Source organism: Mucilaginibacter sp. GW822-FHT03E02 (genome assembly GCF_058801545.1).
The window spans coordinates 4,762,726-4,788,874 of the sequence record NZ_JBXANJ010000001.1; the positions used below are offsets into that span (position 1 = coordinate 4,762,726).

At 43.0% G+C, this 26,149-nt stretch carries 17 protein-coding genes; 14 read left to right on the forward strand and 3 right to left on the reverse strand.

Translation table 11 applies throughout. The features are described 5' to 3' along the window. Positions 1-3 precede the first annotated feature (3 nt). Together AC1RM2_RS19805 and AC1RM2_RS19810 are read right to left on the reverse strand one after the other, a co-directional pair. On the reverse strand, positions 4-1,551 hold the full coding sequence (locus AC1RM2_RS19805) for an FAD-dependent monooxygenase (protein ID WP_492986889.1): 1,548 nt from the start codon (positions 1,549-1,551) through the stop codon (positions 4-6). 41 nt (positions 1,552-1,592) lie between these two features. Beyond that, positions 1,593-2,411, reverse strand: a complete 819-nt coding sequence (locus AC1RM2_RS19810) for a helix-turn-helix domain-containing protein (RefSeq protein ID WP_492986890.1) — start codon at positions 2,409-2,411, stop codon at positions 1,593-1,595. 260 nt (positions 2,412-2,671) lie between these two features. On the opposite strand from AC1RM2_RS19810, the gene AC1RM2_RS19815 reads away from it, so the two are divergent. The 7 genes from AC1RM2_RS19815 to AC1RM2_RS19845 all read left to right on the forward strand — a co-directional run bounded on the left by AC1RM2_RS19815 (position 2,672) and on the right by AC1RM2_RS19845 (position 12,852). Next, on the forward strand, positions 2,672-4,690 hold the full coding sequence (locus tag AC1RM2_RS19815) for an alpha-amylase family protein (RefSeq protein WP_492986891.1): 2,019 nt from the start codon (positions 2,672-2,674) through the stop codon (positions 4,688-4,690). 266 nt (positions 4,691-4,956) lie between these two features. Next, positions 4,957-6,720, forward strand: coding sequence for an SGNH/GDSL hydrolase family protein (locus tag AC1RM2_RS19820; protein ID WP_492986892.1), 1,764 nt, complete (start codon positions 4,957-4,959; stop codon positions 6,718-6,720). A gap of 505 nt (positions 6,721-7,225) precedes the next feature. Beyond that, positions 7,226-8,311 (forward strand): substrate-binding domain-containing protein, encoded by a 1,086-nt coding sequence (locus tag AC1RM2_RS19825; protein ID WP_492986893.1) that lies wholly within the window; start codon positions 7,226-7,228, stop codon positions 8,309-8,311. Between the two features lie 400 nt (positions 8,312-8,711). Further along, on the forward strand, positions 8,712-9,839 hold the full coding sequence (locus AC1RM2_RS19830) for a phosphotransferase enzyme family protein (protein ID WP_492986894.1): 1,128 nt from the start codon (positions 8,712-8,714) through the stop codon (positions 9,837-9,839). Continuing rightward, positions 9,836-10,564 carry a carbohydrate-binding family 9-like protein gene (locus tag AC1RM2_RS19835; protein WP_492986895.1) on the forward strand — a complete coding sequence of 243 codons (729 nt, stop codon included), beginning with the start codon at positions 9,836-9,838 and terminating at the stop codon, positions 10,562-10,564. Before AC1RM2_RS19830 ends, AC1RM2_RS19835 begins: the two co-directional genes overlap by 4 nt. Beyond that, positions 10,527-12,275, forward strand: a complete 1,749-nt coding sequence (locus tag AC1RM2_RS19840) for a DUF4091 domain-containing protein (protein WP_492986897.1) — start codon at positions 10,527-10,529, stop codon at positions 12,273-12,275. Before AC1RM2_RS19835 ends, AC1RM2_RS19840 begins: the two co-directional genes overlap by 38 nt. Before the next feature lie 199 nt (positions 12,276-12,474). Then, complete coding sequence (locus AC1RM2_RS19845; protein WP_492986898.1) at positions 12,475-12,852, forward strand: RNA polymerase sigma factor; 378 nt, start codon at positions 12,475-12,477, stop codon at positions 12,850-12,852. Between the two features lie 217 nt (positions 12,853-13,069). Here AC1RM2_RS19845 and AC1RM2_RS19850 read toward each other — a convergent pair whose 3' ends face one another. Then, complete coding sequence (locus AC1RM2_RS19850; RefSeq protein WP_492986899.1) at positions 13,070-13,495, reverse strand: hypothetical protein; 426 nt, start codon at positions 13,493-13,495, stop codon at positions 13,070-13,072. A gap of 524 nt (positions 13,496-14,019) precedes the next feature. Between AC1RM2_RS19850 and AC1RM2_RS19855 the strand changes: the two genes are divergently transcribed. The 7 genes from AC1RM2_RS19855 to AC1RM2_RS19885 all read left to right on the forward strand — a co-directional run bounded on the left by AC1RM2_RS19855 (position 14,020) and on the right by AC1RM2_RS19885 (position 26,115). Next, entirely contained in the window at positions 14,020-14,607 is a 588-nt protein-coding gene (locus tag AC1RM2_RS19855; protein ID WP_492986900.1) for an RNA polymerase sigma-70 factor, read from the forward strand. Positions 14,608-14,757: 150 nt separating this feature from the next. Then, entirely contained in the window at positions 14,758-15,939 is a 1,182-nt protein-coding gene (locus AC1RM2_RS19860; protein WP_492986901.1) for a FecR family protein, read from the forward strand. Between the two features lie 196 nt (positions 15,940-16,135). Beyond that, a complete protein-coding gene (locus AC1RM2_RS19865) occupies positions 16,136-19,486 on the forward strand; it encodes a TonB-dependent receptor (RefSeq protein WP_492986902.1) in 3,351 nt (1,116 codons plus the stop codon). 46 nt (positions 19,487-19,532) lie between these two features. Next, complete coding sequence (locus AC1RM2_RS19870; RefSeq protein WP_492986903.1) at positions 19,533-21,368, forward strand: RagB/SusD family nutrient uptake outer membrane protein; 1,836 nt, start codon at positions 19,533-19,535, stop codon at positions 21,366-21,368. Positions 21,369-21,442: 74 nt separating this feature from the next. Then, on the forward strand, positions 21,443-22,777 hold the full coding sequence (locus tag AC1RM2_RS19875; RefSeq protein WP_492986904.1) for an IPT/TIG domain-containing protein: 1,335 nt from the start codon (positions 21,443-21,445) through the stop codon (positions 22,775-22,777). A gap of 244 nt (positions 22,778-23,021) precedes the next feature. Beyond that, a complete protein-coding gene (locus tag AC1RM2_RS19880) occupies positions 23,022-24,572 on the forward strand; it encodes a right-handed parallel beta-helix repeat-containing protein (RefSeq protein WP_492986905.1) in 1,551 nt (516 codons plus the stop codon). Positions 24,573-24,597: 25 nt separating this feature from the next. After that, entirely contained in the window at positions 24,598-26,115 is a 1,518-nt protein-coding gene (locus AC1RM2_RS19885; RefSeq protein ID WP_492986906.1) for a right-handed parallel beta-helix repeat-containing protein, read from the forward strand. The last annotated feature ends 34 nt before the right edge of the window (positions 26,116-26,149 follow it).

Here is a 26,149-nt window from a genome sequence, read left to right on the forward strand (position 1 = left end):
CCTTTAGTTACCAACAAACCAACGCGCGAGGGCCTTTCGCAACTCGCTGTAATCCGGGTTGCCTGCAGATGCCCACGCGATAATCCCATCCGGGCGTATAAGCGCGGCGCTTACACCTAATCGCTCTTTTGTGTTGCCTGAGATGTACTTCATCCGGTTGCTATATTGGTCAGCTAAAGTTTTAAGCGAAGGGTTCTCATCAAAATCCAGCAGTATTCCCATGCCATCGTGCATAAGCTCGCCAATTTTTGTACCATCTCCCAGCTCAAAGTTGGGAACACTGTAGCCGGCCAGGGGGTGATGACCACCAAGATCATAGTGGGTGGAAACACCCCAAACGCGCCCTGCAAAATAGGTGGCGCCATCGCTTGTATTCATCAGGTCGCGCATAATTACTTGTAGCGCGCGGGCTCCCGAGCTTGGTTTCATAATGGCAACCTGCGCGCGCGACCAATCCAAAACCTGTGCGCCAATTGGGTGCCTTTCTGTATAATAACTGTCCAGCAGGCCTTCCGGCGCTTCCTGGCGGATGGTTGCAGCAAGCTTCCAGCCCAGGTTCATGGCATCGCCCAGCCCAAGGTTAAGCCCCTGGCCTCCTAATGGCGAATGAATATGAGCGGCATCGCCGGCTAAAAGTATCCTTCCGTTGCGGTAGGTAGTGGCTTGGCGTGCCCGGTCTGTCCACGTGGTTGCAATATGCAGCGTATTGATGGTAACGTCGGTATCCGAGATACGGCGTAACATCTCCTGCACGTGTTCAAGGGTTATTGGTTTTTCGGAGCTATGAAATGCTCCGCCGTCAAAATCCTGCATCATGAGGTAGCCTGGCTGAGATTGCAGGTACATGCCTCTTGGTGTCACATTTCGGCCCGGGTTTAGCTTCTCAGGATCGGCAATGTCAACCCGGGTAGTGTAGCCGGTAAATTCAGGTTCGGTGCCTGCAAATTCAAAACCGCCCAACTTGCGAACAACGCTGCGGCTTCCATCGCAACCTACCAGCCATTTGCTCTGAAAAGATTGCTCGTCAGACTGAACAGTTACCCCGTCCGCTGTTTGATGAAAGTCAGTAACAGCAAGCCCGCGCTTGATTTCTACGCCAAGAGTCTCTGCGCGGTGGGACAGCACAGTTTCAAGCTCCGCCATTTCTGAAATCAAGCTGGTATCAGTTGAGCCGGGCAGGCGATTTGCGAATCGAACTGTGTCAATATCGCCTTCGTGAAAAGGAATGCCGGCGAAGTGCCCCACCTGGCGCCGTAACCCTTGCCCGGCATTTTGATGAGGATTTCTAAGACGCTTGTGTACCTCAAGTTGCTGCAGCAACCCGCGCCGGTACAGCGCTTCGATAGTAGGTGCCGAGAGCCCCCGGATCCCGAAGGGTAATTGTTTTAGTGGCGAGTGTGGGTTCTCCGCTTTTTCCAGTATCAGTACCGAGCATTTGGCCAGGGCCAGTTCGCAAGCCAGGAACAGGCCTACAGGCCCGGCGCCGGAAATGATCACGTTGTAGATAGAATTATTTTGTGCTGATTTATTGCTTTGAAGTGTAACTTTCATATGGAATGATTTGATACACAAAATTCAGCAATGCTGCTGTCTCAGGCTTGTACAAACGCGACAAAATCGTTGCCTACAGCTTGCTTTCCGTTCTTTGCTTTTCGAGCGAAGGCTGCGGGCGTAGTGCCGCTATAACGTTTAAACTCGCGGCTTAGGTGAGATTGATCTGTATAGCCCAGTTCATGCGCTAAGCCGGCAAGGTTGATATCCGGATAAAGCCATAAACGGTTGCGCACCTGCTCAAAACGCATTAACCCGGATACATCTTTAACCGTGTGGCCAGACGATTGCTTGAAGTTCCGCTCCAGCGTACGAACGGTAGCATGGGCCGCCTCCGCTACCTGGCTTACTGGCATGGTTCCCTTTGCTTTACTCATCGCAACGCCCGCTTTAAATAGTATACTGCTGGTAGCAACCTCCGACCGGGCATTCCTAAAATACTTTTTTACCGCGGCCAGCGCTTCATCTACCCTGCCGGCGTCAATGCACTTTTTTAACGCGGGGTGAAGCTGTGCTATCGGATGTTCAAATATGCGCACGCCGCCTTTACCAGCCGGCAGCCCAAGCAAATCGAACACCGTCCAGGGAAAGCACCTGATGCCAATGATTTGTAAACGGTTTTTAGCGTAAAAAACAACAGGCTGGTTGAGCAACCCCATCATAAACGGCGATGGCAATGGCCGCAAGCCGCCATCCCGGGCAATGCTGCAACCGCTCCCGAAATGAAAAATGATTTCGGCATAGCCATCGGGTTGTACTTCAAAGTCAGATAGTTGTTCCCCGAAATCTCTGCTGTTGTACCAAAAACATTTTATGGAATCTTGTAGCTCTTCGGGAGGCGCAAATTCTTGGTGCTGCATATTGAAAGATAGTGTATTTTATTGTGCATAAAATACAGGAATTTAAACTGAAAAAGAGAGTAAATGGGTCTAACACTACGCTTGCATCTGAAAAATGGCGCAAACGATTGTTTTGGCCATTAATGCGTCATCTGCTCCTTTTTCGCTGGTTTGAAGGAGCTAATATTTTATGGCATGTTTTTAATAGAAAAATTACTATCTATATTTGTGTGCGCACACGCAAAATTATTATTTGTGTTTTTCCCTGTAATTTATCAAACATGCTAAAAAAACTATTGCTTTTAATTTGTATCGCCCTGCCGGGTTTTTGTAATGCTCAGAATGTTTTTCTGTCGGGGATAAAGCCGGGCAAGGCGATTGCGTTTTCGGGCAAGGGATCGCTGATTCTAAAAAACAATTGCTTGTCGGTAAAATGGCTTGCCCATAAAAAGACGATTGCGATAGACGAATTTGTTGCCCAAAACAATAAACAGGTAGCTTTAAAAGGTTCACCCATGTTTGAGCTGGAACTGAAGGATGGCACGGTAATTAACTCTGCCGATTTTCAAATAAGCGCCCCGCCAAAAATTATTGCCATAAAGGGCAACCAGAAAGCAGTTAAACTTTCAGAAAAAGAAAATGGGGTGGAGGTTTTTGCGGAGCTTTTCAGTATAAAGTATGGTATCCGCGTAATGTGGGAAGCTGTTTTAAAAGATAATTCCAACTATATCAGGCAAGTATTCAGTTTTCACAGCCTCAAAGATTCCCTGAAAGTCGCCAAATTAAAACTCATCAAATTTCCGATGGAAACGGGCATCAAGCCATCGGGTGTTGTTGATGGTTCGCCGATAGTATCGGGTAACTACTTTTTTGCATCTGAAACTCCTATAAGTAAATACAACACCGATAACGGCTGGGTTAGCAGCTATATTGAACACCCGGAGCCAACTTTAGATTTAAATGGCTCTACGGTTTGGGGCATAGCTCCCGCAGGCCAGCTGCGCAGGGGATTTCTGTATTATCTGCAACGCGAAAGGGCGGTGCCTTACCGGCAAATGCTTCATTATAACTCCTGGTACGATATATCATGGGCCGATCGTAAACTGACAGAAGCAGGCTGTCTTGACCGTATTAAAACCTTTGGCGATAGCCTTACCGTAAAGCGGCACCTTAACTTAAACGCCTTTTTATTTGATGATGGCTGGGACGATAATCAAACACTATGGCAAATCAGCAAAGCAAATTTCCCGGTAGGTTTTGATAATATGAAAGCGCTGGCCAATAAATACCACGCATCGCTGGGGGTTTGGATGTCGCCATGGGGTGGATATGAGCAGGCAAAAGAACAGCGGCTGCAGTATGGCCGGAAACAAAATCCCCCGTTTGAAACTAATTCGCATGGTTTCTCTCTCTCCGGACCTGTCTATTCCGGCAGGTTTAAAGAAACGGCTGCTAACTTTGTTACAAAATATGGCGTCTCGATGTTTAAATTTGATGGCGTAGGGGCCGGAGATCAATCAACCGGTGCTACTCCCGAATATCAAACGGATATGGAATCGCTGTTAAAGCTGGTAGCATCACTCCGCACCGTGAAACCAGATCTTTATTTTAGCATGACTATAGGTACCTGGCCATCGCCTTTCTGGCTTAAATACGGCGATGTAATTTGGAGAAACGGCTGGGATACCAATACACAAGGGCAGGGGGATACCAGGCAACAGTGGCTCAATTACCGCGATGGCGAAGTATATAAAAATATTGTACAGCGTGCCCCTCTTTATCCTATAAGCGCTTTAATGTATCATGGCGTTTGTATTGCCGACAATGGGCCGCCCGCCAAATTTGATATGAACGATAAGGATATCGCTGACGAAATCTGGTCGTTTTTTGGATCGGGAACAAGTTTGCAGGAGCTGTATATCAATCCCCATAAATTAAACACCGCCAATTGGGACTGCCTGGCCAGCGCAATAAAATGGTCGCGGCAAAATGCAGATATTATGCCCGATGTGCATTGGGTAGGCGGTGATCCGGCGAAAGGTGATGTTTACGGTTTTGCAGCCTGGTCGCCAAAAAAAGCTATTCTTACTTTAAGAAATCCTTCGGATACAGCAAAAACATTCGAGGTTAACGCAGGTAAGGTTTTTGAATTGCCTTTAAATAGTAAGTACAGTTATGTTTTTTATAACGCCAAATCAGCTGGCAACGAAGCGAAAGCGCCTTTATTTAAAGGGGATAACTATACCGTTACGCTACAGCCATTTGAAGTAATGGTATTAAACGCCAGGCCTGCTTTGTAGCTGGGAAAAATAATAATGACACGGTTGGAGCTTTGTAGAGGCGCATCACATGCGCCTCCCGCTAGCAGGTTCGATTTGCATGTTAGGAGACGCATGTGATGCGTCTCTACAAAAAAACAGCATTAATAATCTATATTTCGTTGCACGTCATAATGATTTTTTCGGGATCATCCTGATGGTTACTCGCAATGACGTGATTTAATGCAACGAATACGTGCTTTAAGTTAATCCCGGATCCCATACTACTCAATGCCCAAAAAATACAAATGAAACGAATTGCAATTTTATTAACGTTTTGCCTTTTCAATACAGCATCCTTTTGCCAAACAACGGCCGGCTATAAATGGCTTGACCCAGCCGCCGCCGGATTCCCGGTTATAGAGGGGCAGGCATGGTCGTCGGAAACGGCAAATACTTACGACAGGTTCCCGGCGCGGGCAGAAAAAAGCTTAAACCCTAATGTGTGGAACATCTCGCATAGTAGCGCCGGTTTATACATTAAGTTTAAAACAGATGCGCCAAACCTGGTTATCCGTTATAAAGTAAAAGGAGATTTAGCCATGTCGCATATGCCGGCCACAGGCGTAAGCGGTTTGGATCTTTACGCGCTGGATCCTAACGGAAAATGGTGCCTGGCTCCCGGAAGCTTTACTTTTACGGATACCATTACTTATCGGTACTCAAATATAAAGGTGAGCACCAGTTTTCCGGGCCGAAGCTATGAATACAGGCTTTTTTTGCCCTTATATAATTCCGTATCCTGGCTTCAAATAGGTGTTCCGGCAGGTAATAATCTTAGTTTTTTGCCTCTATCTGAGGAGAAACCGGTGCTTGTGTATGGTACATCTATAGCACAGGGTGCCTGCGCATCGCGGCCGGGTTTGGCATGGACGGCAATTTTACAACGTACGCTTGACCGCCCGCTGGTAAACCTGGGCTTTTCCGGTTCCGGGCGATTGGAAAAATCGGTTATCGACCTGATGGCCGAGGTTGATGCAAAAGTTTACGTTCTTGATTGCATGCCCAATTTAACCAGTTTTGCTGACGCGGAAATTGAAACGCGTTTACTGGCATCAATACAAGGCTTAAAACACAAACATCCGCTGGTACCAATACTACTTGTGGAGCATGCCGGGGGTAATGTAGATGGCTTGTTAGATACCGGGAGGAATACCGATTATATCCGGGTAAATAAAGTGCTTAACCAAACCTATTCAAAGCTGATTGCAGCGGGAGAGAAAAATGCTTACCTGTTAACCAATAAAGAAATAGGGTTTGATATTAATTCGACGGTCGATGGCGTACATCCCAATGACGCCGGAATGCAACAGTATGCCCGGGCTTATGAAAAGGCTATCCGGGCAATTATTAACGAGCCAACGGGTGCATATTCAACTACTGCGCCTGTTGTGCAAAGCCGGGATGGCTATTACGATTGGCGAAACAGGCATAATGAAATATTAACGCTCATTAAAACCGATGCGCCAAAAATTGTGTTCCTTGGTAATTCTATCCTGAATTACTGGGGTGGAACACCAAAAGCGCCTTTAGCAAGAGGCGCCGCATCATGGGATAAATACCTGGAACCATTAGGGGTAAAAAACTTTGGCTTTGGATGGGACCAGGTTGAAAATGTGCTGTGGCGCGTGTATCATGAAGAGCTTGATGGCTTTAAAGCCGATAGGGTTATGATTATGATAGGCACCAATAACCTGTCTGTTAATACCGATGATGAGATAATTGCGGGGTTAAAATTACTGGTGCAGGCCGTAAAAGCGCGGCAGCCCCAGGCCGGAATTTTGTTATCCGGCTTGTTGCCAAGACGGGCACAGGAAAAAAGGGTACAGGTACTTAATAAAGGAATAGCAAAATTAGCGGCTCAGGCTGGTGTTCGTTTTATTAATCCGGGCATCTTATTGCTTAATGGTGCCGGTAACATCGATGAATCTTTGTTTGGCGATGGCCTGCATCCGAACGAGGAGGGGTATCAAAAGTTGGCAGTTGCTTTGGTTCCGTATCTTAAAAAGTAGGGGTGGGGGCGAAAGTTCTGAAGCGGAGGCAACATAGTAAAAAGGCCGCCCCGCTGAGTGGTAAAATTTCGCGAAATTCAGAAGGAGTAATGGCATACAATAAGATACTTGTCATCCTGAACGCAGTGAAGGATCTATTCGCGAACTTTTCCGTCGGCTATGCATGTCAGCTTGCAGATTTTTCACTTCGTTCAAGAGGTTGTTCTTCACTGCGTTCAGAATGACAAAGGGGGTATTTATAATATGTCATGGGTAGCCTGTCGAAGCATGTGGGTAAAGGGCTCTCCGCACGACCCTTCGACAGGTTCAGGATGATAGGAAAATAGGATATGTGTTTGCTAACCCATCGACGCACAATGCGCAAAGTCCTCTCCGCGCAACCCTTCAACACTCGATTAACCGCCACGCAAACGGCCAACATACCTCCACGCAAAATTATAGCTGGATAATGCGACAAAAACTATATTAAATTACCTTTGCTATCTTTTTTACACGAAAGGTTAACATGAAGAATAAAATTGTACGCATTAAAGATATTGCCGAAAAAGCGAAAGTTTCTACAGGTACAGTTGACAGGGTATTACACAAACGGGGGCGGGTATCAAAAAAAGTAGAAGAGAAGATACTCAAGATCATTGAAGAGATGGATTATGAGCCAAATTTGATGGCGAGGGCTTTAGGCTCAAATAAAATATATCAGATTGCTGCCCTAATACCCGATCATAAAAGCGATTCATATTGGTACGCCCCAAAAGCCGGAATTGAAAAAGCCGAGAAAGATTTAAAACAATTTGGCATCGTCGTTCAGCAATATGTATTTAATCCTTATGATGTTGAGTCGTTTATAACTCAAGCCAATCAATTAACCAAAGATAATCCCGACGGTATAATTTTGTCTCCTATATTTTACCGGGAAACCTTACCGTTTTTTGCGAAGTGGAAAGCTGCCGAAATTCCATTTGTATTGTTTAATACCCAAATTGCCGAGTGCGAGCCTTTAAGTTATATTGGCCAGGACTCGTACCAAAGCGGTTTTTTGGCTGGTAAGCTTATTCATTACGGCCAGCCCAATCCTTGCTCTGTTTTAATTGCACATATCGATGAAGAGATAAGTAACGCGGCCCACCTTTTGAAAAAAGAACAGGGGTTCCGCAATTATTTTGCTCAAAATAACCTGGAGCATCAGTACAATATTTTAAGGATTGAATTAAACCGGTCGAACCCCGCTTTGTTCATCACACAGCTTGATGATATTATTGATAGCACGCCCGATATTACCAGTGTTTTTGTAACAACATCTAAAGCACACGAAATTGCAAAACACCTGGAGCAGCGTCATATAAAACACATCAAAATAATAGGGTACGATTTGCTACCTGCTAATTTATATTTCCTGAATAAAGGTGCAATTAGTTTCCTGATTAACCAAAACCCCAAGGGGCAGGGGTATTGGGGTATTTATCAGCTAACCGATTACCTCGTGTTCAAAAAGGAAGTTCCCATTATTAAATACCTGCCGTTGGATATCGTGACAAAGGAGAATATGAACTATTATACAGATGATGAAGACACTGTTTACTTAGATATTTGATTGTCCACTTATCTCGTAGGGGGGCTTTCTACATCAAATTTAAAACGCGATTGTCCTGTGTGGTAATACAGCACACCTATGCTTATCCAAAAGTAGTAGCTGATTCTTTTAACAGGAGTTTTGCTATGCCGCCCATTCCTTAGTTCATTTAATCCTGCTGCAGCAGTCGGCGGCTCTCCGTCAAAGAAAGCCTTATTTACCATAGCGCGCGTTTGTTTACATAAAAGAATTAATTTAATAATTTTTTATTAAAGTGTGTGCGAGCACGCAAATATTTTTATATTTGTTTGTAGCTATTTGTAACATGTAAATGTGTGCGCATACTGATACATATAGCTTTTCGCATTTTGTACACCGGGCAGTAATTGACCGTAGAATTTAAAATGATCAAAAAGAAAAAATGACCAACAAGATTTATGAAATAGTATCCAAATTTTCCGTCGAGGGAGATATAGCTGCTGTTGTTACGTATGGTTCGGGCCATATTAATGATACATTTCACGTAACGAACAAAGATGCTGCGTTGCCCGGCTACCTGCTTCAGCGCATCAATCATCATGTGTTTGAAAATGTGCCCGCCCTCATGGAAAATATACATCGGGTAACCAGTCATCTCAAAAAAAAGCTGGCGCAGATACCAGGCTCAAACCCGGATAAAGAAGTGCTCACTATGGTTTGGACGAAAGACGAGCAAAGTTTTTTTTGTGACGCTGAAGGCAGTTACTGGAGAATGTATTGTTTTTTGAAGGATACCAAAAGTTATGACCTCGTACTAACCGAACAGCAAGCTTACGAAGGGGGGAAAACCTTTGGCAAGTTTCAATTGCTGCTGGCAGATTTGGATGCCGGCCTGATTTGCGAAACCATCCCCGGTTTTCATGACATCAGCATGCGGCTCGATAACTTAAATAAAGCGGTACTGGCCGATCCGGAAAACCGGGTTAAAGATGTTTTGCCCGAATTAACTTTTGTGGTTGAAAGGGCAGACAGCATGGTTACCATTTTAAATTTGGGAAAAAAAGGCAAATTGCCGCAGCGTATTATACATAACGATACCAAATTTAACAACATATTGCTGGATGCGAATGATTGCGGGCAGTGTGTAATTGATTTGGATACCGTTATGCCTGGCTATGTAGCTTATGATTTTGGCGATGCCATCCGCACCATTATCAATATAGCGCCCGAGGACGAGGAAGACCTAACAAAAATAGGGCTTAGCATCCCATTGTTTAAGGCCTATACCGACGGCTATTTTAAAAGTGCAGGCAGTTTTTTAACAGATACGGAGGTTCAATCCCTTTCAATGGGCGTTTTGCTGATACCTTATATGCAAGGCGTTCGGTTCCTGACGGATTACGTTGCCGGCGATGTTTACTATAAAACGCACTTTGCCCATCACAACCTGCAGCGAACCAGGGCGCAGTTTCAGTTGCTCAGAAAGCTTGAAGAAGAATACGATGTTTTAGACCAAATAATTAAAAACGCGGCAAAGTTATGCCCGCAATTATCATCCGAAATTAAATGAAAGAACTCAGCGTACCATTTTTGAAGGGGGTAACTAAAATTAGCCCCATAGCTCATGTGTCTTTTTTGTTAGATAGTTACGAAACTAACGCCATAGGCATGGTTCCCTGGCCCGACTACGGTTATAAGCCCGATGCTAATTTTACAATGGCCTATGGTAACGATTGTGTTTTTATAAAATACTACGTGAGCGAAAAGTGTGTAAGGGCAATTTATAGCCAGCCTAATGAGCCGGTTTATAAAGATAGTTGCGTGGAGTTTTTTGTTTGTTTTGGTGACGAAAACGAATATTACAATTTTGAATTTAACTGTGCCGGTGCTTGCCTGGCGGGGTTTGGGGCACACAGGGAAAATCGCCGGTTATTACCCGAGCCTGTTATCAGAATGATAAGGCACGAGGTGCAAATGAAAGCGGTAAACCATAAAGGCGAGGGCAATATAGCCTGGGAACTAACCCTGATGATTCCGTTGGATGCATTTTACTACCATTCGTTTACAACATTAAATGGCAGGCAATGCCGGGCCAATTTTTATAAATGTGGCGATGAACTGCCCGATCCGCATTTTTTGGCGTGGAATGATATCAAATCTGCCGAACCCAACTTTCATTTGCCCGGTTTTTTTGGGGAAATGAAATTCCAAAGCCCCAATAAACACTTAACTCCTGTAAAACAAAAGCAACAAACTCATGAGATTAAAATTTACCGTAATCCTGTTGCTGTATAGCGCAGGTGTTTGGGCGCAATCAAAAACCGGCGATTTTTACCAGGAGCTCCGTGATCCAAAACCTGTTGACCAGGAAAGCTGGAATCTTTTAAAACCAGGTACATACGTGAGTTTTGCGTCGGCTGATATCCGGTATGATAAGCGTAATGCACCCGCAATATTTCCGTTACAAACCCAGTGGCAAACCAAAGCCTGGAAAGGCGAAAAGGTGCATACGCAATTCCTGGTGTGGGCAACCCGTAACCTGCCGCAAATTAGTGTTGAGTGGAGTAAACTTGATGATGGTAAGGGTCATGAAATTGCCGCAAAAAACATCAGCGCCAACTTTGTACGTTATGTGATGGCCGATGGGCTTAATAGTGAAGGAGGCGGATGCGGTATTCAACCCGGTCATGACTCGTCGCTGGTTGAAGATGTAATTGACCAGGTAAAATCCCTTGCCCTAACTAAAAATACTACCCGGCCTGTTTGGCTAAGCATTAATGTGCCGGGCAACGCTACGCAGGGTGTGTACAGCGGTTATGTGAAAGTTAAGGAAGGCAAAAATAAGTATGCTGCAATGCTGCATTATACAGTACAGGTACTTAACCATCAGCTGCCCGCACCGGCGCAGTGGAAATTCCATTTGGATTTGTGGCAAAATCCCTATTCCGTTGCACGCTGGTATGGGGTAAAGCCATGGTCCAGTCAGCATTTTGCCACTATGCGCCCGTATATGAAAATGCTTGCCGATGCCGGTCAGAAATCAATTACCACCACCCTGATAAACGACCCATGGAACAGCCAAACCTATGACGTGTATGGTTCGATGATAAAATGGACTAAAAACAGGAACGGCTCCTGGGCGTATGATTATACCGTTTTTGACAAATGGGTAACTTTTATGATGTCGTTAGGCATTGATAAGTTTATTAACTGCTATAGTATGATTCCCTGGAATTTGAAATTTTACTACCACGACGAGGCCCTTGGGAAAGATACCGCCATAGTAGCCAAACCAGGCACTTTAGCATACGATGCCCATTGGCGCCCCATGCTTACCAGTTTTGCCAGGCATCTTAAACAAAAGGGATGGTTTGCCAAAACTACCATCGCCATGGACGAACGATCGATGGCCGACATGCAAAAGGCTATAGCGTTAATTAAAAGCGCCGATAAAGATTTTAAAATTTCGTTGGCCGGTAATTATCACCCCGAAATTGAAAGAGATTTAGTGGATTACAGCGTGGCCTCAAACCAGGTGATAGATAGTGCAACTATGCTTGCACGTAAAAAAGCAGGATTAAACACTACCTATTATACTTGTTGTACAGAGGGGCATCCCAACACCTTTTCCTTTTCTGCACCTGCCGAGTCTGCCTGGCTTGGATGGTATGCTGCTTACAAGGGATATGATGGTTACCTGCGCTGGGCATACAACTGCTGGACAAAAGATGCCTTACGCGACACCCGGTTCGGATCATGGTCATCCGGGGATGCCTACCTGGTTTATCCCGGTTTGCGTACCTCTATCCGTTTTGAACGGCTGGTTGAGGGTATTCAGGATTATGAAAAAATTAATATACTAAAGAGCCAGTTTATGAAAGAAAACCGGCAAGATAAATTGCATCAGCTTGAAAAAATATTAAGTGGTTTTGATATCAGCGAGGCAAAAAATAAAAGTGCAGGCGAAGTTCTGCACGTTTCGCAGAACGATTTAAATAACTTGTAAATTATTGTAATAAAATGTAGTTTTTGTTAAATTTATTGCTCTTTTCTTTAGCTTTTGGTGTTTTTTGGCAGGGAATGAACTTCTCAAATGCAGGTTTTGTGCCGACACTAACAGGGCTCCCGGTGGACTAATTTTAATGTTTTAAAACTATAAAAAACACTTTTCTTAAAGTTGCCAATTATAAAATTTATAATACGGAATGAATAGCGTCGAGGTTCATATATTGACAGATGAGCGGCTTATAGCCATGATCCAGAAGGATGATATAACGGCATTTGAATGTATCTATAATAAGTATTGGTCAAAACTTTATCTGTTGGTATACAATATTCTCAGAGACCACCAGGTATCTGAAGACGTTACCCAAGAAGTGTTTGTAAAGCTATGGATGAAACGTGCCAATCTTCAACCCACTTCTTTAAATGCTTATTTATATACATCCGTGCGTTACCATGTGTTTAATGTTATCAGCTCCGGCAAAGTAAAAGCCAATCTTTTTAATCACCCGGAGGAACTTTTTAGTAATGATGGCGGCGAAGATATTTTATCCGAAAAATATATTAAACAAATCCTCTAATAACATGCTATACTTTATTGAGCATATACAAAATGTAAAGAATTGAGCCTTATACTTGGCTGAGCGATATATTGCAAAAGATCGTTCGGCAACCCATCAACAAATCAAATTATTTAGATGATATGCTTTTAAAAAGAATATTTATAATACACTCGAAATATTACATGCCGATCGTATATCTCAAATTGAAGTACAATTATATAATAGCATTACGTAATTAAAAAGGACAAGGCGAAGTATTAGGGCCTGGCTGACATATTATTATACACTCTGGATTAACTCCATCCCATTTAAATGTAGCCATTTGATTCCCTATATAGTAATGTTGAGTTACATTTGGCTGGATAATAGCACCATAATAAGTTTCTGTATGTGGACCTTGTATGAGGACATATCTTACCTGGTTTTGGTCTTCCAGCCATCGTACAGGCTGTACAACACTACCACCGCCTGTTGGATTCCAACGAACATACAATGTATGAGTGGCTACGTCTAAAGTAAAACCAAAATCAAAAGAAGTAGGTATGACCGCCTTAGCACTTGTGATTTCTACGTTTTTTTCATGTATGAAAAATCGTGAGTTAATATTACGGTCGGCCTTAATTAGCAGGAATGAAATTAAAACTAATAATGTGGTTTTCATGAGTGTTAGATTTTAATAGATAATGTTTAGTTTATAGAATTATTATAATACTAATGTAATAAATAATTATAATAAATGAAATTGATCTTTTATTTTTTTAGATGGGCAGCCACTTATATCATTCATAATTCCCCCAAAAAAACCTTAAAAACAGAATCTTTAATGTACACCATTACCAAAACACTAAAAATGATGGATGCTATATCATGGGTTAGATGCATCACAGAGCAACTACAGAAGAGGGTAACCCGGCGGCTGATTCTAAATTTTATTGAACATTTTCTTTTACTTTTTGCATTTTTTTGACTTTATTTACTATCAGAAGTAGCTTAAATAACAATTTTGAAGTCTCAGGGCAAATCGGTATACGATAGATGCCGCAAATTTCTGAGTAGGAGCCGGAGGGAAAACAAGGGCTTCGGCGGGAATACCGAATGGCTACCTCAGTGGTAGTAATTGTAATATTTTAAAACAATAAAAAACACTTTATTTGAAGTTGCCAATTTTAAATTTCATAATGCCGAATGAATAACCTGGAAGTTCAGCTATTGACAGATGAGCGGCTTATAGCGTTGATCCAGGATAATAATCTTGCGGCATTTGAACGTATCTATAATAAATATTGGTCAAAACTTTATCTTTCAGCATACAATATCCTCCGGGACCGCCAGGTATCTGAAGACGTTACCCAGGAGGTATTGGTAAACCTATGGATGAAACGTGCTAACCTTCAACTCACTTCTTTAAATGCTTATTTATATACGGCCGTGCGCTACCAGGTGTTTAATGTTATCCGCTCCGGCAAAGTAAGAGCAGATCTTTTTAATCACCTGGAAGAACTTTTTAGCAATAACGGGGGCGAAGATATCTTATCCCAAAAAGATATTAACCGTTTGCTGGAGCAGGGGGTGGCCGAACTGCCCGAAAAGTGCCGGCAAATATTTATTATGAGCCGTAAAGAACACCTAACCACCAAAGAAATTGCCGAACGGCTGGGAATTGCCCCTAAAACAGTTGAAAATCAATTAACGGTAGCCTTGAACCGTTTGCGTAAAACATTGGGCGATTTTGTTTGCTTAGCTGCTATTATGCTATGCGGGCGATGGTTTTAACATTTTTACTGAATTTTACCCGGCCTGTTTTCTTAATATTCTCCTCTCATTATTTCCTAAAACTTCATGATTTGTTAATGATATAGAAATATTTAAAATTTCTTTGGGGGTACCCCCTGTGTTGGGTTACTTACATACAATAACCGCCCAATGAAAAAAGAAACACTTCTGAACTTAATAAACAAATACCTTTCAAACCAGGCCACTGCCGAGGAGGAAGAACTTTTATTAAACTATTACAACACACTCCAGAAAAACGAATTGAAATGGGACGAGCTTGCCATGGGCGATGAAAATACCGCCAGGGCCGAGCTTTACGATAAAGTATTGCTGGAGATAAAAGCACGCGAATCTGCACCTAAAAGAATTGTTTTTTTGAGGCGGTGGTTTGTAGCTGCATCAATTACCTTATTCCTTGTCGCTTCCTCATTATTGGTTTTTTACCTCAAGCCCGGCACTTCTGGTTTATTAACTAAAAACAAACCGCAATCGGCAACCGGGAATACCATAGCCCCAGGCGGGAACAAAGCATTATTAACCTTAGCCAACGGTTCAAAAATTGTTTTAGATGATGCCGCGACCGGCGAACTGGCCAAACAATCTGGTGTAAAGGTTACCAAAGCTGCCAATGGTCAGTTGGTTTATACAGTCGAAAATGCATCCTCTAATTCAGGTGCTTCTGCCCAGGTGACATATAATACCATCGAGACACCAAAAGGCGGCCAGTACCAGGTTGATTTGCCCGATGGTTCAAAAGTTTGGTTAAATGCGGGCTCATCGCTTCGTTATCCAACCAATTTCAATGGCAATGAACGCAGTGTTCAGTTAGCGGGCGAGGCTTATTTTGAAGTTGCTAAAAATGCTAAAAAACCATTCAGGGTTGTTAGTAATAGCCAGGTGGTTGAAGTTTTAGGTACGCATTTTAATATCAGCTCTTACATTGATGATACTTCGGTTAAAACTACTTTATTGGAAGGTTCTGTTAAGGTGTTGTCAACCAAATCTAATCAATCAAAACTGCTTAAACCAGGCGAGCAATCAAACATCAATTATTTAAGCAACTCATTTAATGTACAAACAGTTAATACCGAAGAGGTAATTGCCTGGAAAAATGGCTATTTCCTGTTTGTTGACGAAGACTTGAAAAGCATTATGAGCAAGTTTGCGCGCTGGTATAACGTTGACGTAGAATACGCCGGCAATGTGGATAATTTAAGATTTGGCGGAATGGTGTCACGTTCAAGAGATTTAGCCCAGGCTTTGAAAATCATAGAGCAAACAGGAAACGTTAAAACTAAAATTGAAGGAAGGAGAGTCATCATTATGCCTTGATAATTACTCCGCATTAAGGTATCCTGAAAAATAAGCCGGAAGTGCTCGAACACTCCCGACTAAAACGTTAGGGCTTACCATGAAACTAAATTCGTAGTCCAATTACACCTTAAACCCAAACAAGTTCAAATGTATGAAATGTTATGAAATAAGTTTGTACAGGGTTCCCTGTATAAAAAATAAAGCTTTGTTGATTATGAAACTATCCATCATATTGTTGGTAGCAACCATACTTCAGGCAAGTGCTTCAGGTTACGCACAAAAAATTACGTTATCAGAAAAAAATGCGCCATTAGAAAAAGTTCTTAAAGAAATTAGGGAACAATGCGGATATGATTTCTTCTATAATTCAAAGGTAATTAAGCAGGCTAACCCGGTAAGTATTGATGTTCTGAATACCGAATTAGAAGAAGTATTAAAACTGACATTTAAAGGGCAGCCGTTTATTTATAGTATAAGCGAGAAAACAATTATTATAAAACCTAAACCTTTTGTTTCACCGTCTCAGCCAATACCCGTTATAAAGGTTTCGGGTATTGTTACTGATTCAAAGGGGCTTACCTTACCGGGGGCCAGTGTGCGTATTAAAGGCACCAATAAAGGGGTGGTAACTGATATACAAGGGCGCTTTACTATTGACGCCGACGTTAACAGCATCCTGGTTTTTTCATTTGCCGGTTTCGTTGCCAAAGAAATTACAGTTACCGAAGCAACATCCTCGCTAACTGTTCAATTATTGGATGATACCAAAGGAATAAATGAAGTAGTAGTGGTAGGTTATGGCAAGCAAAAAAAGTTGACGATAACCGGGGCTGTTACTACAGTAAATGTGGCCGATATAACAACACCCAACCGCTCATTATCTAATGCCCTGGCAGGAAAAGTGGCCGGGGTAATATCAATGCAAAGAAGCGGAGAACCTGGTTATGATAATGCATCATTTACTATCCGTGGCATTGGTACTTTTACAGGTAATGCAAACCCGCTTATTATTATTGACGGGGTGCAGCGGGATGATGTAAACAGCACTTATGGCGGGGCTTACAACAACATCGACCCGGAGGATATTCAAAGTATTTCGTTGTTAAAAGATGCTTCGTCAACCGCCGTGTATGGTGCCAAGGGCGCAAATGGGGTTTTAATTATAACTACCAAAAGAGGTGTTGCAGGCAAACCTAAAATTTCATTAAAAACAGAAGCTTCAATGTCTGGCCTTACCAAAACGCCAAAAATGCTGGATGCGGTATCATGGATGAGATTACATAACGAAGCAACTACAAATGATGGTAACGCCGCGGCTTATTCTGAAGAAACTATTCAAAAAACAGCCAGCGGTTTAGATCCATATCTGTATCCTAATGTTAACTGGATAAAATCTGTTTACAAGGATTGGGCACCGGGATATAACACCAACCTGAATGTTAGCGGCGGCGCATCAACAGTAAGGTACTATGTTTCGGCATCTTTTTATGACCAGGATGGAAGTTATAAGGTAACCAAACAAAATGGTTATAACCCCAACCTAAACTTCAAAAGGTATGATTTCAGGTCTAACCTGGATATAGATTTAAGCAAAACCACTTTATTATCCATGAACCTGGATGCGATGCTGGTGAGCAGCCGTTATCCCGGACTGTCTGCCGGCAGTATCTGGTACGAATCGTATTTAACACCACCCAATGCATTCCCGATACAATATCCGGGAGGTATATGGGCCGGTCCGTTTAACAACGGGGGATCCAACCCGGTGAACGATATTCAAAATTCTGGTTATAACAGCGAGTTTCGCCCAACTGTTCAGTCGGTTTTTTCTATCAACCAAAAACTGGATGCAATTACTGATGGCTTAAGCGCTATGGCGAGGTTTTCGTTTGATTCTTATAGCGAAAATGATAATGGCAGGACCGGCACAAATGACCTCTTTTTAGCAACATCAAGAGACCCACAGGGTAATTTGGTATTTGGCCAATCGAGGTACGGAAGCCAGTTTTTAGGCTACACCCAATCATCATCGGCCGAAAAAACCATGTACCTGGAAACAAACGTTAATTACGACCAGGCTTTTGGCAAACACCATGTTGGCGGATTGATTTTGTATAACATGAGATCGAGGGTGCAGAGTTCCGCAGGGGACGTTATTAGTTCCATTCCTTATAATAATCAGAGCCTGGCAGCCAGGGCAACTTACGCCTACGCCGACAGGTATTTGCTTGAGTTTGATGCCGGTTATACAGGCTCAGAAAACTTTGAAGCAGGTAAAAAGTTTGGTTTTTTTCCCTCAGTTTCGGGGGGATGGGTAATTTCCAGGGAGCCTTTCTTTAAAAGCCTTGCAACTACATTTAATCTGCTTAAAATAAGGGGATCTCACGGCCTTGTAGGTAATGACCAGATTGGGTCTAATTACCGTATCACCAGGTTCCCTTATATCAACCAGTATGGCGGTGGTGGATCTGTAGGTTTAGGCCTTAACGGAACCGTGTATGGTGGCACTACCGAAACCGTAATTGGGGTAGAGAACCTTACCTGGGAAAAAGCAACCAAAGACAATATCGGGCTGGAAATAGGGCTATTCAATAAATTGAACATCACCATTGATGCTTATAAAGAAAGAAGAACCAGCATTTTAGTTCAACGCGGTTCTTTATCGGGAATACTGGGGGTAAGCGGGGCTGTATTTGCCAATTTGGGCGAAATGAACAACCATGGCATTGAAGGCAATGTTGAATACAATGAAAATTTTGGCAAAGTGGCACTTCGCCTTTATGGAAACTTTACTTATAATAATAATAAAATCGTACAAAAGGACGAGCCAAAACAACTGTACGCTTACCAGCAAGCTACCGGCCGTAAGTATGGCGATAATTTGATGTATGTTGCCGAAGGGCTGTTTACGTCGCAGGAAGATGTTGATAAAAGCCCCACTCAGTTTGGCGCTGTATTAAGGCCCGGCGATATCAAGTACAAAGATGTAAATAACGACGGCGTAATAAATAGCTTTGATAAGGTATACACCGGTAAATCAGACATACCTACTATTTTATATGGTGCAGGGTTTACCGTTGGTTATAAGAAGTTCGATCTCTCGCTATTTTTTCAGGGGACTTCCAATGTAATCATAATGGCGAACGGTTCATCTATAACGGGTGCCGGTGCGCAAGGGGCGGGGATAGTTCCGTTTACAGGCATGGGTACTTATCCATCCGGTATGCTGGCCAACCTGGAAAGCCGGTGGACGGTTGAAAACCCCAGCCAAAATGTAGATTACCCACGGTTAGGCATTGCCAACCAAAATAGTAACAATTATCAGCCAAGTACGTGGTGGTCTAAAGATGCGAGTTTTGTTCGTTTAAAACAGGCAACATTAGGGTATACACTCAAGCCTTTGTTTCTTACAAAAGCGGGCATCAGCTCGGTTTACCTTTATTTAACGGGCCAAAATCTGCTAACGTTCTCCAAATTCAAACTTTGGGATCCCGAACTCGGCTCTAATGGCGCAGGCTACCCGCCGGTAAGAATATTTGCTTTTGGGTTGCGGGCTGCATTTTAGCAATAATGGATTTAAATCAATTTTAAAAGTATTTAAAGTTTTTCCAATGAAAAAAAATATACTAATTATGGCTGTTGGGGTATGGTTCCTGAGTGCCAGTTTATCTTCCTGTAATTATCTTAATAAAAAGCCCGATAACCTGTTAACATCTGATTTGATTTGGAGCACCAGGGCCAATGCCGAATCGTACCTGTACAATATATATGGATATATCGTTGAAACCGACGGCGGCGATTTTAGTGCTATGGGCGCAAGTGATGAATCATCTGTATCTATCCCGGGTACCAATGTAAGGCAAATGGTTGCAGGCAACTGGAGCCCTGTAAATGCTTATTTTGACAATTGGGATAACTATTACAGAGGAATCCGATCGTCATTTATTTTTGAAGCTAATATTGACAGGGTTCCGGCCAGCCAGTTAAGTGTTACCTTAAAAAATCAATATAAAGCAGAATCGCGGTTTTTAAGAGGGTGGTTTTACTGGCAGTTGATAAAACAATATGGTCCGGTTGTAAAAGTGACAGAAGCAATGAGTTTGAATGCCGATTTCAACAAGTTTCCAAGATCATCTTTTGACGAGTGTAAAGACTATGTTAACACACTGATGGATCAGGCAGCAGCTGGTTTACCCGCAGAATGGGCTACAACCAGCAATTACGGCCGGCCAACAAAAGGTAGCTGCCTTGCTGTAAAAGCGCAACTTGCCTTGCTGGCAGCCAGTCCGTTATGGAATGGTAACCCTTCGTTTGCCTCTTTTAAAAACCAGGATGGTACACAACTGGCACCAACGGTATATGATGCCAATAAATGGAAAATAGCAGCCGATGCTGCAAAAGCAGTAATTGACCTTGGCTCATATAAATTATTTACCAATCTTGACAATGGTGGGACGGTGTTTGATCCTTACCTGTCTGTAAGGGATCTTTTCATTACCAACTGGAACAGCGAGATCATATTTTCGAGAAATTCATGGAATTACGGGGGCTATACAAAATGTGTAACGCCAGGTGCCGGGGGCTACAGCATGTATAATGCTACCCAAAACGTTGTTGACGCGTTTTACATGAATAATGGTAAAACCATTGACGACCCTTCATCCGGATATATTGCAAGCAATTTTGTGCAAAGTAATGGCGCAAAGTATTGGGAACACAAGAAGGGGCAGTGGAACATGTATGCCAACCGCGAACCACGGTTTTACGCTTACATTCAATATAACGGCCGCCCGGTGTTACCCGCACCAACTGTTGATGATAAAAACTATTATTCATCAACCGAAAATATTGACGGAACAGGCCGGGCCGAGTTTTATTATAATGGTAAGGCCGGAGCAAAAGCAAGCGGGGCCAGCAATAACATTACAGGATATGATGTATTGAAAAATGTAAGCCCTGCCGATAATATAAGGCAATGGACTGCCAATTACCGCCCTTTTATACTGCTGAGATATGCCGAAATTTTGCTGGATTATGTTGAAGCTTTAAATGAGTACGATCCATCTAACCAAAATATTGTGCTTTACCTTGACCAGATCAGGAGCAGGGCCGGTTTGCCCGGTATAGAAACTGTTTATCCGGGCGCCGTAGGAAACAAAGATTTAATGCGGAAATACATTTTGAGGGAAAGACAGGTAGAGCTGTGCTTTGAAAGTGACAGGTACTATACACTGATAAGAAGGCTATCATTGGGTGCCGACGAAAACCAAACCATTTATGGATTAAATGTAAATACCGACGACCAGGGACAGGGATTTTCGTTTGGAGCTTTTTATAATAAAACACTTTTCCAAAAAAGGGTATGGAACAATAAAATGTACCTGTTCCCAATTTCCCAGTATCAATTAGACCGTGATAGGGCATTGGTTCAAAATCCCGGTTGGTAGATGCGTGTTTTTTATTTGCCCAAAGGCAAAAAAAGAGGTATAAAAAAACTAATAATTAAAGTGTAATTATTCAAATGAAAACATTCATAAACATAATGGCAAAAAGCATAAATCAATGCTTATTTGCCGGCGGGGTTTTTATAATGATAGCTTTTATAAGTTGTAAAAAAGACAAAACCCCCACCCATAATAACAATTCGCCAATTAGTATCAACAGCTTTATTCCGGCACAGGGCGGTGGCGGAACAGAAGTGCTTATTAACGGCAGTAATTTTTCAACAGATACTTCGCAAATTGCAGTTACCCTTAATGGGGTAAAGCTCAAAATCATCGGTGCCAATACCACGCAAATGATGGTAGTGGTACCAAAAAAAGCCGGCACCGGACCTATTATGGTAACTATAGGAAAGGGAACTGCAACAAGCACAACTAATTTTACTTATCAATACACCAGAACGGTTACTACGTTGGCCGGGTCGGGTAAAGCCGGTTTTGCCAATGGCCAGGGAGCGGATGCCCAGTTTGATTTTAACGGTCAGGGCTGGTACAGGAGCTGCGGCGTAGCTGTTGATGATAACCTGAATGTGTATGTTGCCGATCCGGGGAATCACTGTATCCGGAAAATTGACACTGGCGGAAACGTTACAACGCTGGCCGGTAATCCGGGGGTTTCTGGTTATTCTGATGGGAAAGGTACAGCCGCAACTTTTTCTTTGCCTTATGATGTGGCTGTTGACGCCCAGGGCAATGTATACTCTGCTGACCCGGGCAACTGGGATATCCGAAAGATAAGCCCCGACGGCACGGCCACCACCTGGGCCTGGGGAAACCAATCGCCCTGGAGTGTGGCTGTTGACAAAACTACCGGCTATGTTTATTATTCAAGTTGCTCCAGTCCGGGAAGTATTTACCAGCTATCAGCACAGTGGACTGCTAAAGAAGTTGTATCCGGCCTTAATTATCCTGCAGGCATCAAGTTTGATAAAACCGGTAATCTATATGTGTCAATGAACGGAGATCACGTTATCAAAAAGTATACCGCCGGGACATGGCAAGGCAGTATCATTGCCGGGCAGCAGGGGAGTGCCGGGTATGTGAACGGGGCGCCCGCGGTATCAAAATTTTCGTTGCCATGGGGCATTGCTGTAGATAATAATAACAATATATATGTGGCAGGTAACGGGACCGTTTATGGCGATATCAGCCATCCGGACCAAAGTATCCGCTATATACAGGCAGGTACGTTTGACGTAAGCACCTTTGCCGGAAGCAGCACAGCCGGTTACACCGATGCAATAGGAGGGTTTGCACTTTTTAGCGCACCAACCGGTGTTGCTGTAGATAAAAACGGAACCGTTTACGTGTTGGACAAAAATAATAACCGGATACGGAAAATAGTTTCCGAATAATGCCAATATGTGCGCTGAATAGCTTCCCAGGATCGATGTTGGTAATCTTTGAGTATCCGCCCCAACAAATATCTCTTTCATTGTTTGGGAAGCTGTTTGAGTGATAGTTTATGTTGTTTGATTTGTATGGTACCTCGTAGCACGTATAATTTGCTACGAGGGCTATACTTTGCGCCGCTAAACGCCGGTAACATTTAATAACTGCAAGGCAAGGCAGCAAGTATTTCTTAATTAAAAAAACGCAATGAAATTTTATATCAATATTTTGTTAGTGTGTGTGTGCGCTTTACAAACGCTGGCCTGCAGCAAAAAAACAGCTGGTAATAATGTGGTGCCCATAGCCGCTATCCATGTTTATTACGTGGCAGCAAACGGGTCTGATGCTAATACAGGCACAATCGGCGCGCCCTTCCAAACCATCAATGCCGCGTTAACCCATGCCACGCCCGGCGATACCGTTCTGGTTAGGGGAGGCGCTTACTACGAAAAAGTGGTGTTCCCAAAATCGGGAATAATGAATAAATTGATTACCGTAAAAGCATTTCCCGGAGAAAAGCCTGTAATAGATGGAAGCAAAATAATTATTTCAGGATGGATGTCGTTAGTTACCCTGAGTAATGTAAGGTATATAACGCTTGATGGTTTTGATATCTGCAATTTTACAAGTGCTGCTTTTAATACCGACCCGGAGGGGATAGCAATTAACGGCGACTCGCACGATATCACGATTAAAAACTGTAATATCTATAATATTAAAAGCAACGCTTCATTAGCTGATTGGCGAAGCGGCCATGCTATACTGGTAATAGGCAACGGTACCACCGCTATTACCAACCTGGTTATTACCGGATGTACAGTGCATGATACACAAACCGGTACAAGCGAAAACGTAACGTTGGCGGGTAATATAGACGGCTTTATTTTTAGCCGTAATAAAGTATACGATACGGAAAACATCGGGATAATTGTAGCCGGTGGCGATAACCTCAATAAAACCGGCGCAGTTGCCACCAATTATGCCCGTAATGGGGTAATTAGCGATAACGAGTTTCACGATAACTCGATGACCAAAACACCGGAAATTTGGGGGGCCGACAGGTATGGCGCCATTTCTATTTATGTGTGCGGCGGCGCTAACACCATCATTGAACGGAACAAAGTATATAACAGCGACCGTGGGATAGGGCTGGTGAGCGAAAGTAACGTGTATGCTACCCGAACCACCATTGTGCGAAACAACTTTGTGTACAACTGCTACCGTACAGGCATATACATGGGCGATTATTTAAACTATACGTCCGGCGGAACTAAAGACTGTTATGTGGTGAATAATACCCTTTATCAAAATGATCGTGTAATAGGTGCATTTGGTGAAATTGAAGGGGAGATAAGGCTTACCGAAAACTGCTTTAACAACGTAATAAAAAACAACATTGTTTACGCCCGGCCGGTTGATGTGTTTATTCACAAGTATACTTCAACCGGGAGCAATAACGTAATTGATAACAATTTATACTTTACAACAGGTACTCCGCAATGGATATGGAATAGTACCAATGGTACTCCGTACACCAATTTAAACGCATGGAAAACAGCCAGCGCTAATGATGCTAACTCGTTATATGGTGCAGATCCTTTGTTGAAAAGCACTTCGCTGCCAGATCTTCATATACAATCATCGTCTCCTGCAAAAAATTCCGGGCAGGTAATTTCGGCAGATATAAACGGGGCAACAGATATTGATGGAAATGCACGTGTTGTGAGCAATAAGATAAGTAAGGGCGCACAACAATAGGGGATTCTTAATTTAAAAACTACAGATGATGAAACGTAATATTAATATTTTTTTAATGCTTGGTTTTGTGGCGCAGGTATTTGGTTGCAGTAAAAAAAACGGCGCCGGGGTTGTAACCCCTTCTGCCGGCGCTCATATCTATTATGTATCTGCCAACGGATTGGAATCCAATAAAGGAACGATTGATGCGCCTTTTCAAACTATTAATAATGCGCTAAACCATACTATCCCCGGCGATACCGTAATGGTACGGGCTGGCATATATAACGAAAAAGTGGTTTTCCCAAAGTCGGGGGTAATGGATAAGTATATTACATTGAAAGCCTACCGCGGCGAGAAGCCGGTTATTGATGGCAGCGCTTTTAGCGTTAATGGCCGCGAGGCGCTGGTAACTATTGATAAAGCCAAATTTATAGTGGTTGACGGTTTTGAAATACGCAATTTTAAAACATCTACCGGCGATCCTAAAGCCATTATGGTTGAGGGCGGATCTGACTACATCACCATAAAGAACAACACCATATATGGTATTGATTATACCCAGCTGCCGCTGAACGGCGGAGGCAACGCCATTTTAATTATCGGGAACACATCCGATCCGGTAACTAATATTACCGTTACCGGGAACACCATACATGATTGTAAAACCGGATACGGCGAAAACCTGACTGTTAATGGGTATGTTGACGGGTTCGCCATTACAAACAATACCATCTATAACGCGCAAAATATTGGTATTGATGCTGCCGGCGGTTACGCTGCCAATGCCGACCCTGCACTTAATTATGCTCGAAACGGGGTCATCAGCGGTAACACCCTGTATAATATTGAAAGTAAAAGAGGGCCGCTTGGCGGGCATGGCGCTATAGGTATTTATGTAGATGGCGGCAGAAACGTGGTAGTAGAAAAGAACAGGGTATCTGTTACAGATAGGGGGATTGGTGCAGTAAGCGAAACAAATGGATTTCCTACTGATCACGTTACCATAAGGAACAACCTGGTATACAACTGTTGGTGCTCGGGTATTTATATGGGAGGGTATTTGAATTATACCGGCGCGGGCACAAGTAACTCATACATTGTAAATAATACCTTATACAACAATAACCAGGCATTAGGGGCCTTTGGTGAAATAGAAGGAGAAATTAGTATCAGGGAAGATTGCACCAATAATGTGATTAAGAACAATGTTATTTATGGAGGTGCATCAGATATGTTTATTCATAAGTACACGGCTAAAGGATCCGGAAACGTTATTGATTACAATCTGTATTATACCACGGGTGCCGCACAGTGGACCTGGAACGGCGTATCCTACACCGATTACAATGCCTGGAAGGCCGCCAGTGGCGGAGATGCTAATTCTACAACTGGTGCCGATCCTTTATTCATAAATACATCCGGCCTCAATCTTCGTTTGCAATTATCTTCTACTGCAAAAAATAGCGGGCAGGTTATATCAGATGTTGTTAATGGTAATACAGATTTTGATGGCAACGCGCGTATTGTTAATCAGCAAATAAGCAAAGGTGCTTATCAATAACCATTAGTTGTATATGCAGGTTACGCATACTGCT

Bases quoted from the DNA above. Each gene is read 5' to 3' on its own strand.
- AC1RM2_RS19845 (WP_492986898.1), top strand. From the start codon at position 12,475: ATGAATAGCGTCGAGGTTCATATATTGACAGATGAGCGGCTTATAGCC.
- AC1RM2_RS19805 (WP_492986889.1), bottom strand. From the start codon at position 1,551: ATGAAAGTTACACTTCAAAGCAATAAATCAGCACAAAATAATTCTATC.
- AC1RM2_RS19825 (WP_492986893.1), top strand. From the start codon at position 7,226: ATGAAGAATAAAATTGTACGCATTAAAGATATTGCCGAAAAAGCGAAA.
- AC1RM2_RS19865 (WP_492986902.1), top strand. From the start codon at position 16,136: ATGAAACTATCCATCATATTGTTGGTAGCAACCATACTTCAGGCAAGT.
- AC1RM2_RS19855 (WP_492986900.1), top strand. From the start codon at position 14,020: ATGAATAACCTGGAAGTTCAGCTATTGACAGATGAGCGGCTTATAGCG.
- AC1RM2_RS19840 (WP_492986897.1), top strand. From the start codon at position 10,527: ATGAGATTAAAATTTACCGTAATCCTGTTGCTGTATAGCGCAGGTGTT.
- AC1RM2_RS19875 (WP_492986904.1), top strand. From the start codon at position 21,443: ATGAAAACATTCATAAACATAATGGCAAAAAGCATAAATCAATGCTTA.
- AC1RM2_RS19850 (WP_492986899.1), bottom strand. From the start codon at position 13,495: ATGAAAACCACATTATTAGTTTTAATTTCATTCCTGCTAATTAAGGCC.
- AC1RM2_RS19885 (WP_492986906.1), top strand. From the start codon at position 24,598: ATGATGAAACGTAATATTAATATTTTTTTAATGCTTGGTTTTGTGGCG.
- AC1RM2_RS19830 (WP_492986894.1), top strand. From the start codon at position 8,712: ATGACCAACAAGATTTATGAAATAGTATCCAAATTTTCCGTCGAGGGA.
- AC1RM2_RS19810 (WP_492986890.1), bottom strand. From the start codon at position 2,411: ATGCAGCACCAAGAATTTGCGCCTCCCGAAGAGCTACAAGATTCCATA.
- AC1RM2_RS19815 (WP_492986891.1), top strand. From the start codon at position 2,672: ATGCTAAAAAAACTATTGCTTTTAATTTGTATCGCCCTGCCGGGTTTT.
- AC1RM2_RS19835 (WP_492986895.1), top strand. From the start codon at position 9,836: ATGAAAGAACTCAGCGTACCATTTTTGAAGGGGGTAACTAAAATTAGC.
- AC1RM2_RS19820 (WP_492986892.1), top strand. From the start codon at position 4,957: ATGAAACGAATTGCAATTTTATTAACGTTTTGCCTTTTCAATACAGCA.
- AC1RM2_RS19870 (WP_492986903.1), top strand. From the start codon at position 19,533: ATGAAAAAAAATATACTAATTATGGCTGTTGGGGTATGGTTCCTGAGT.
- AC1RM2_RS19880 (WP_492986905.1), top strand. From the start codon at position 23,022: ATGAAATTTTATATCAATATTTTGTTAGTGTGTGTGTGCGCTTTACAA.
- AC1RM2_RS19860 (WP_492986901.1), top strand. From the start codon at position 14,758: ATGAAAAAAGAAACACTTCTGAACTTAATAAACAAATACCTTTCAAAC.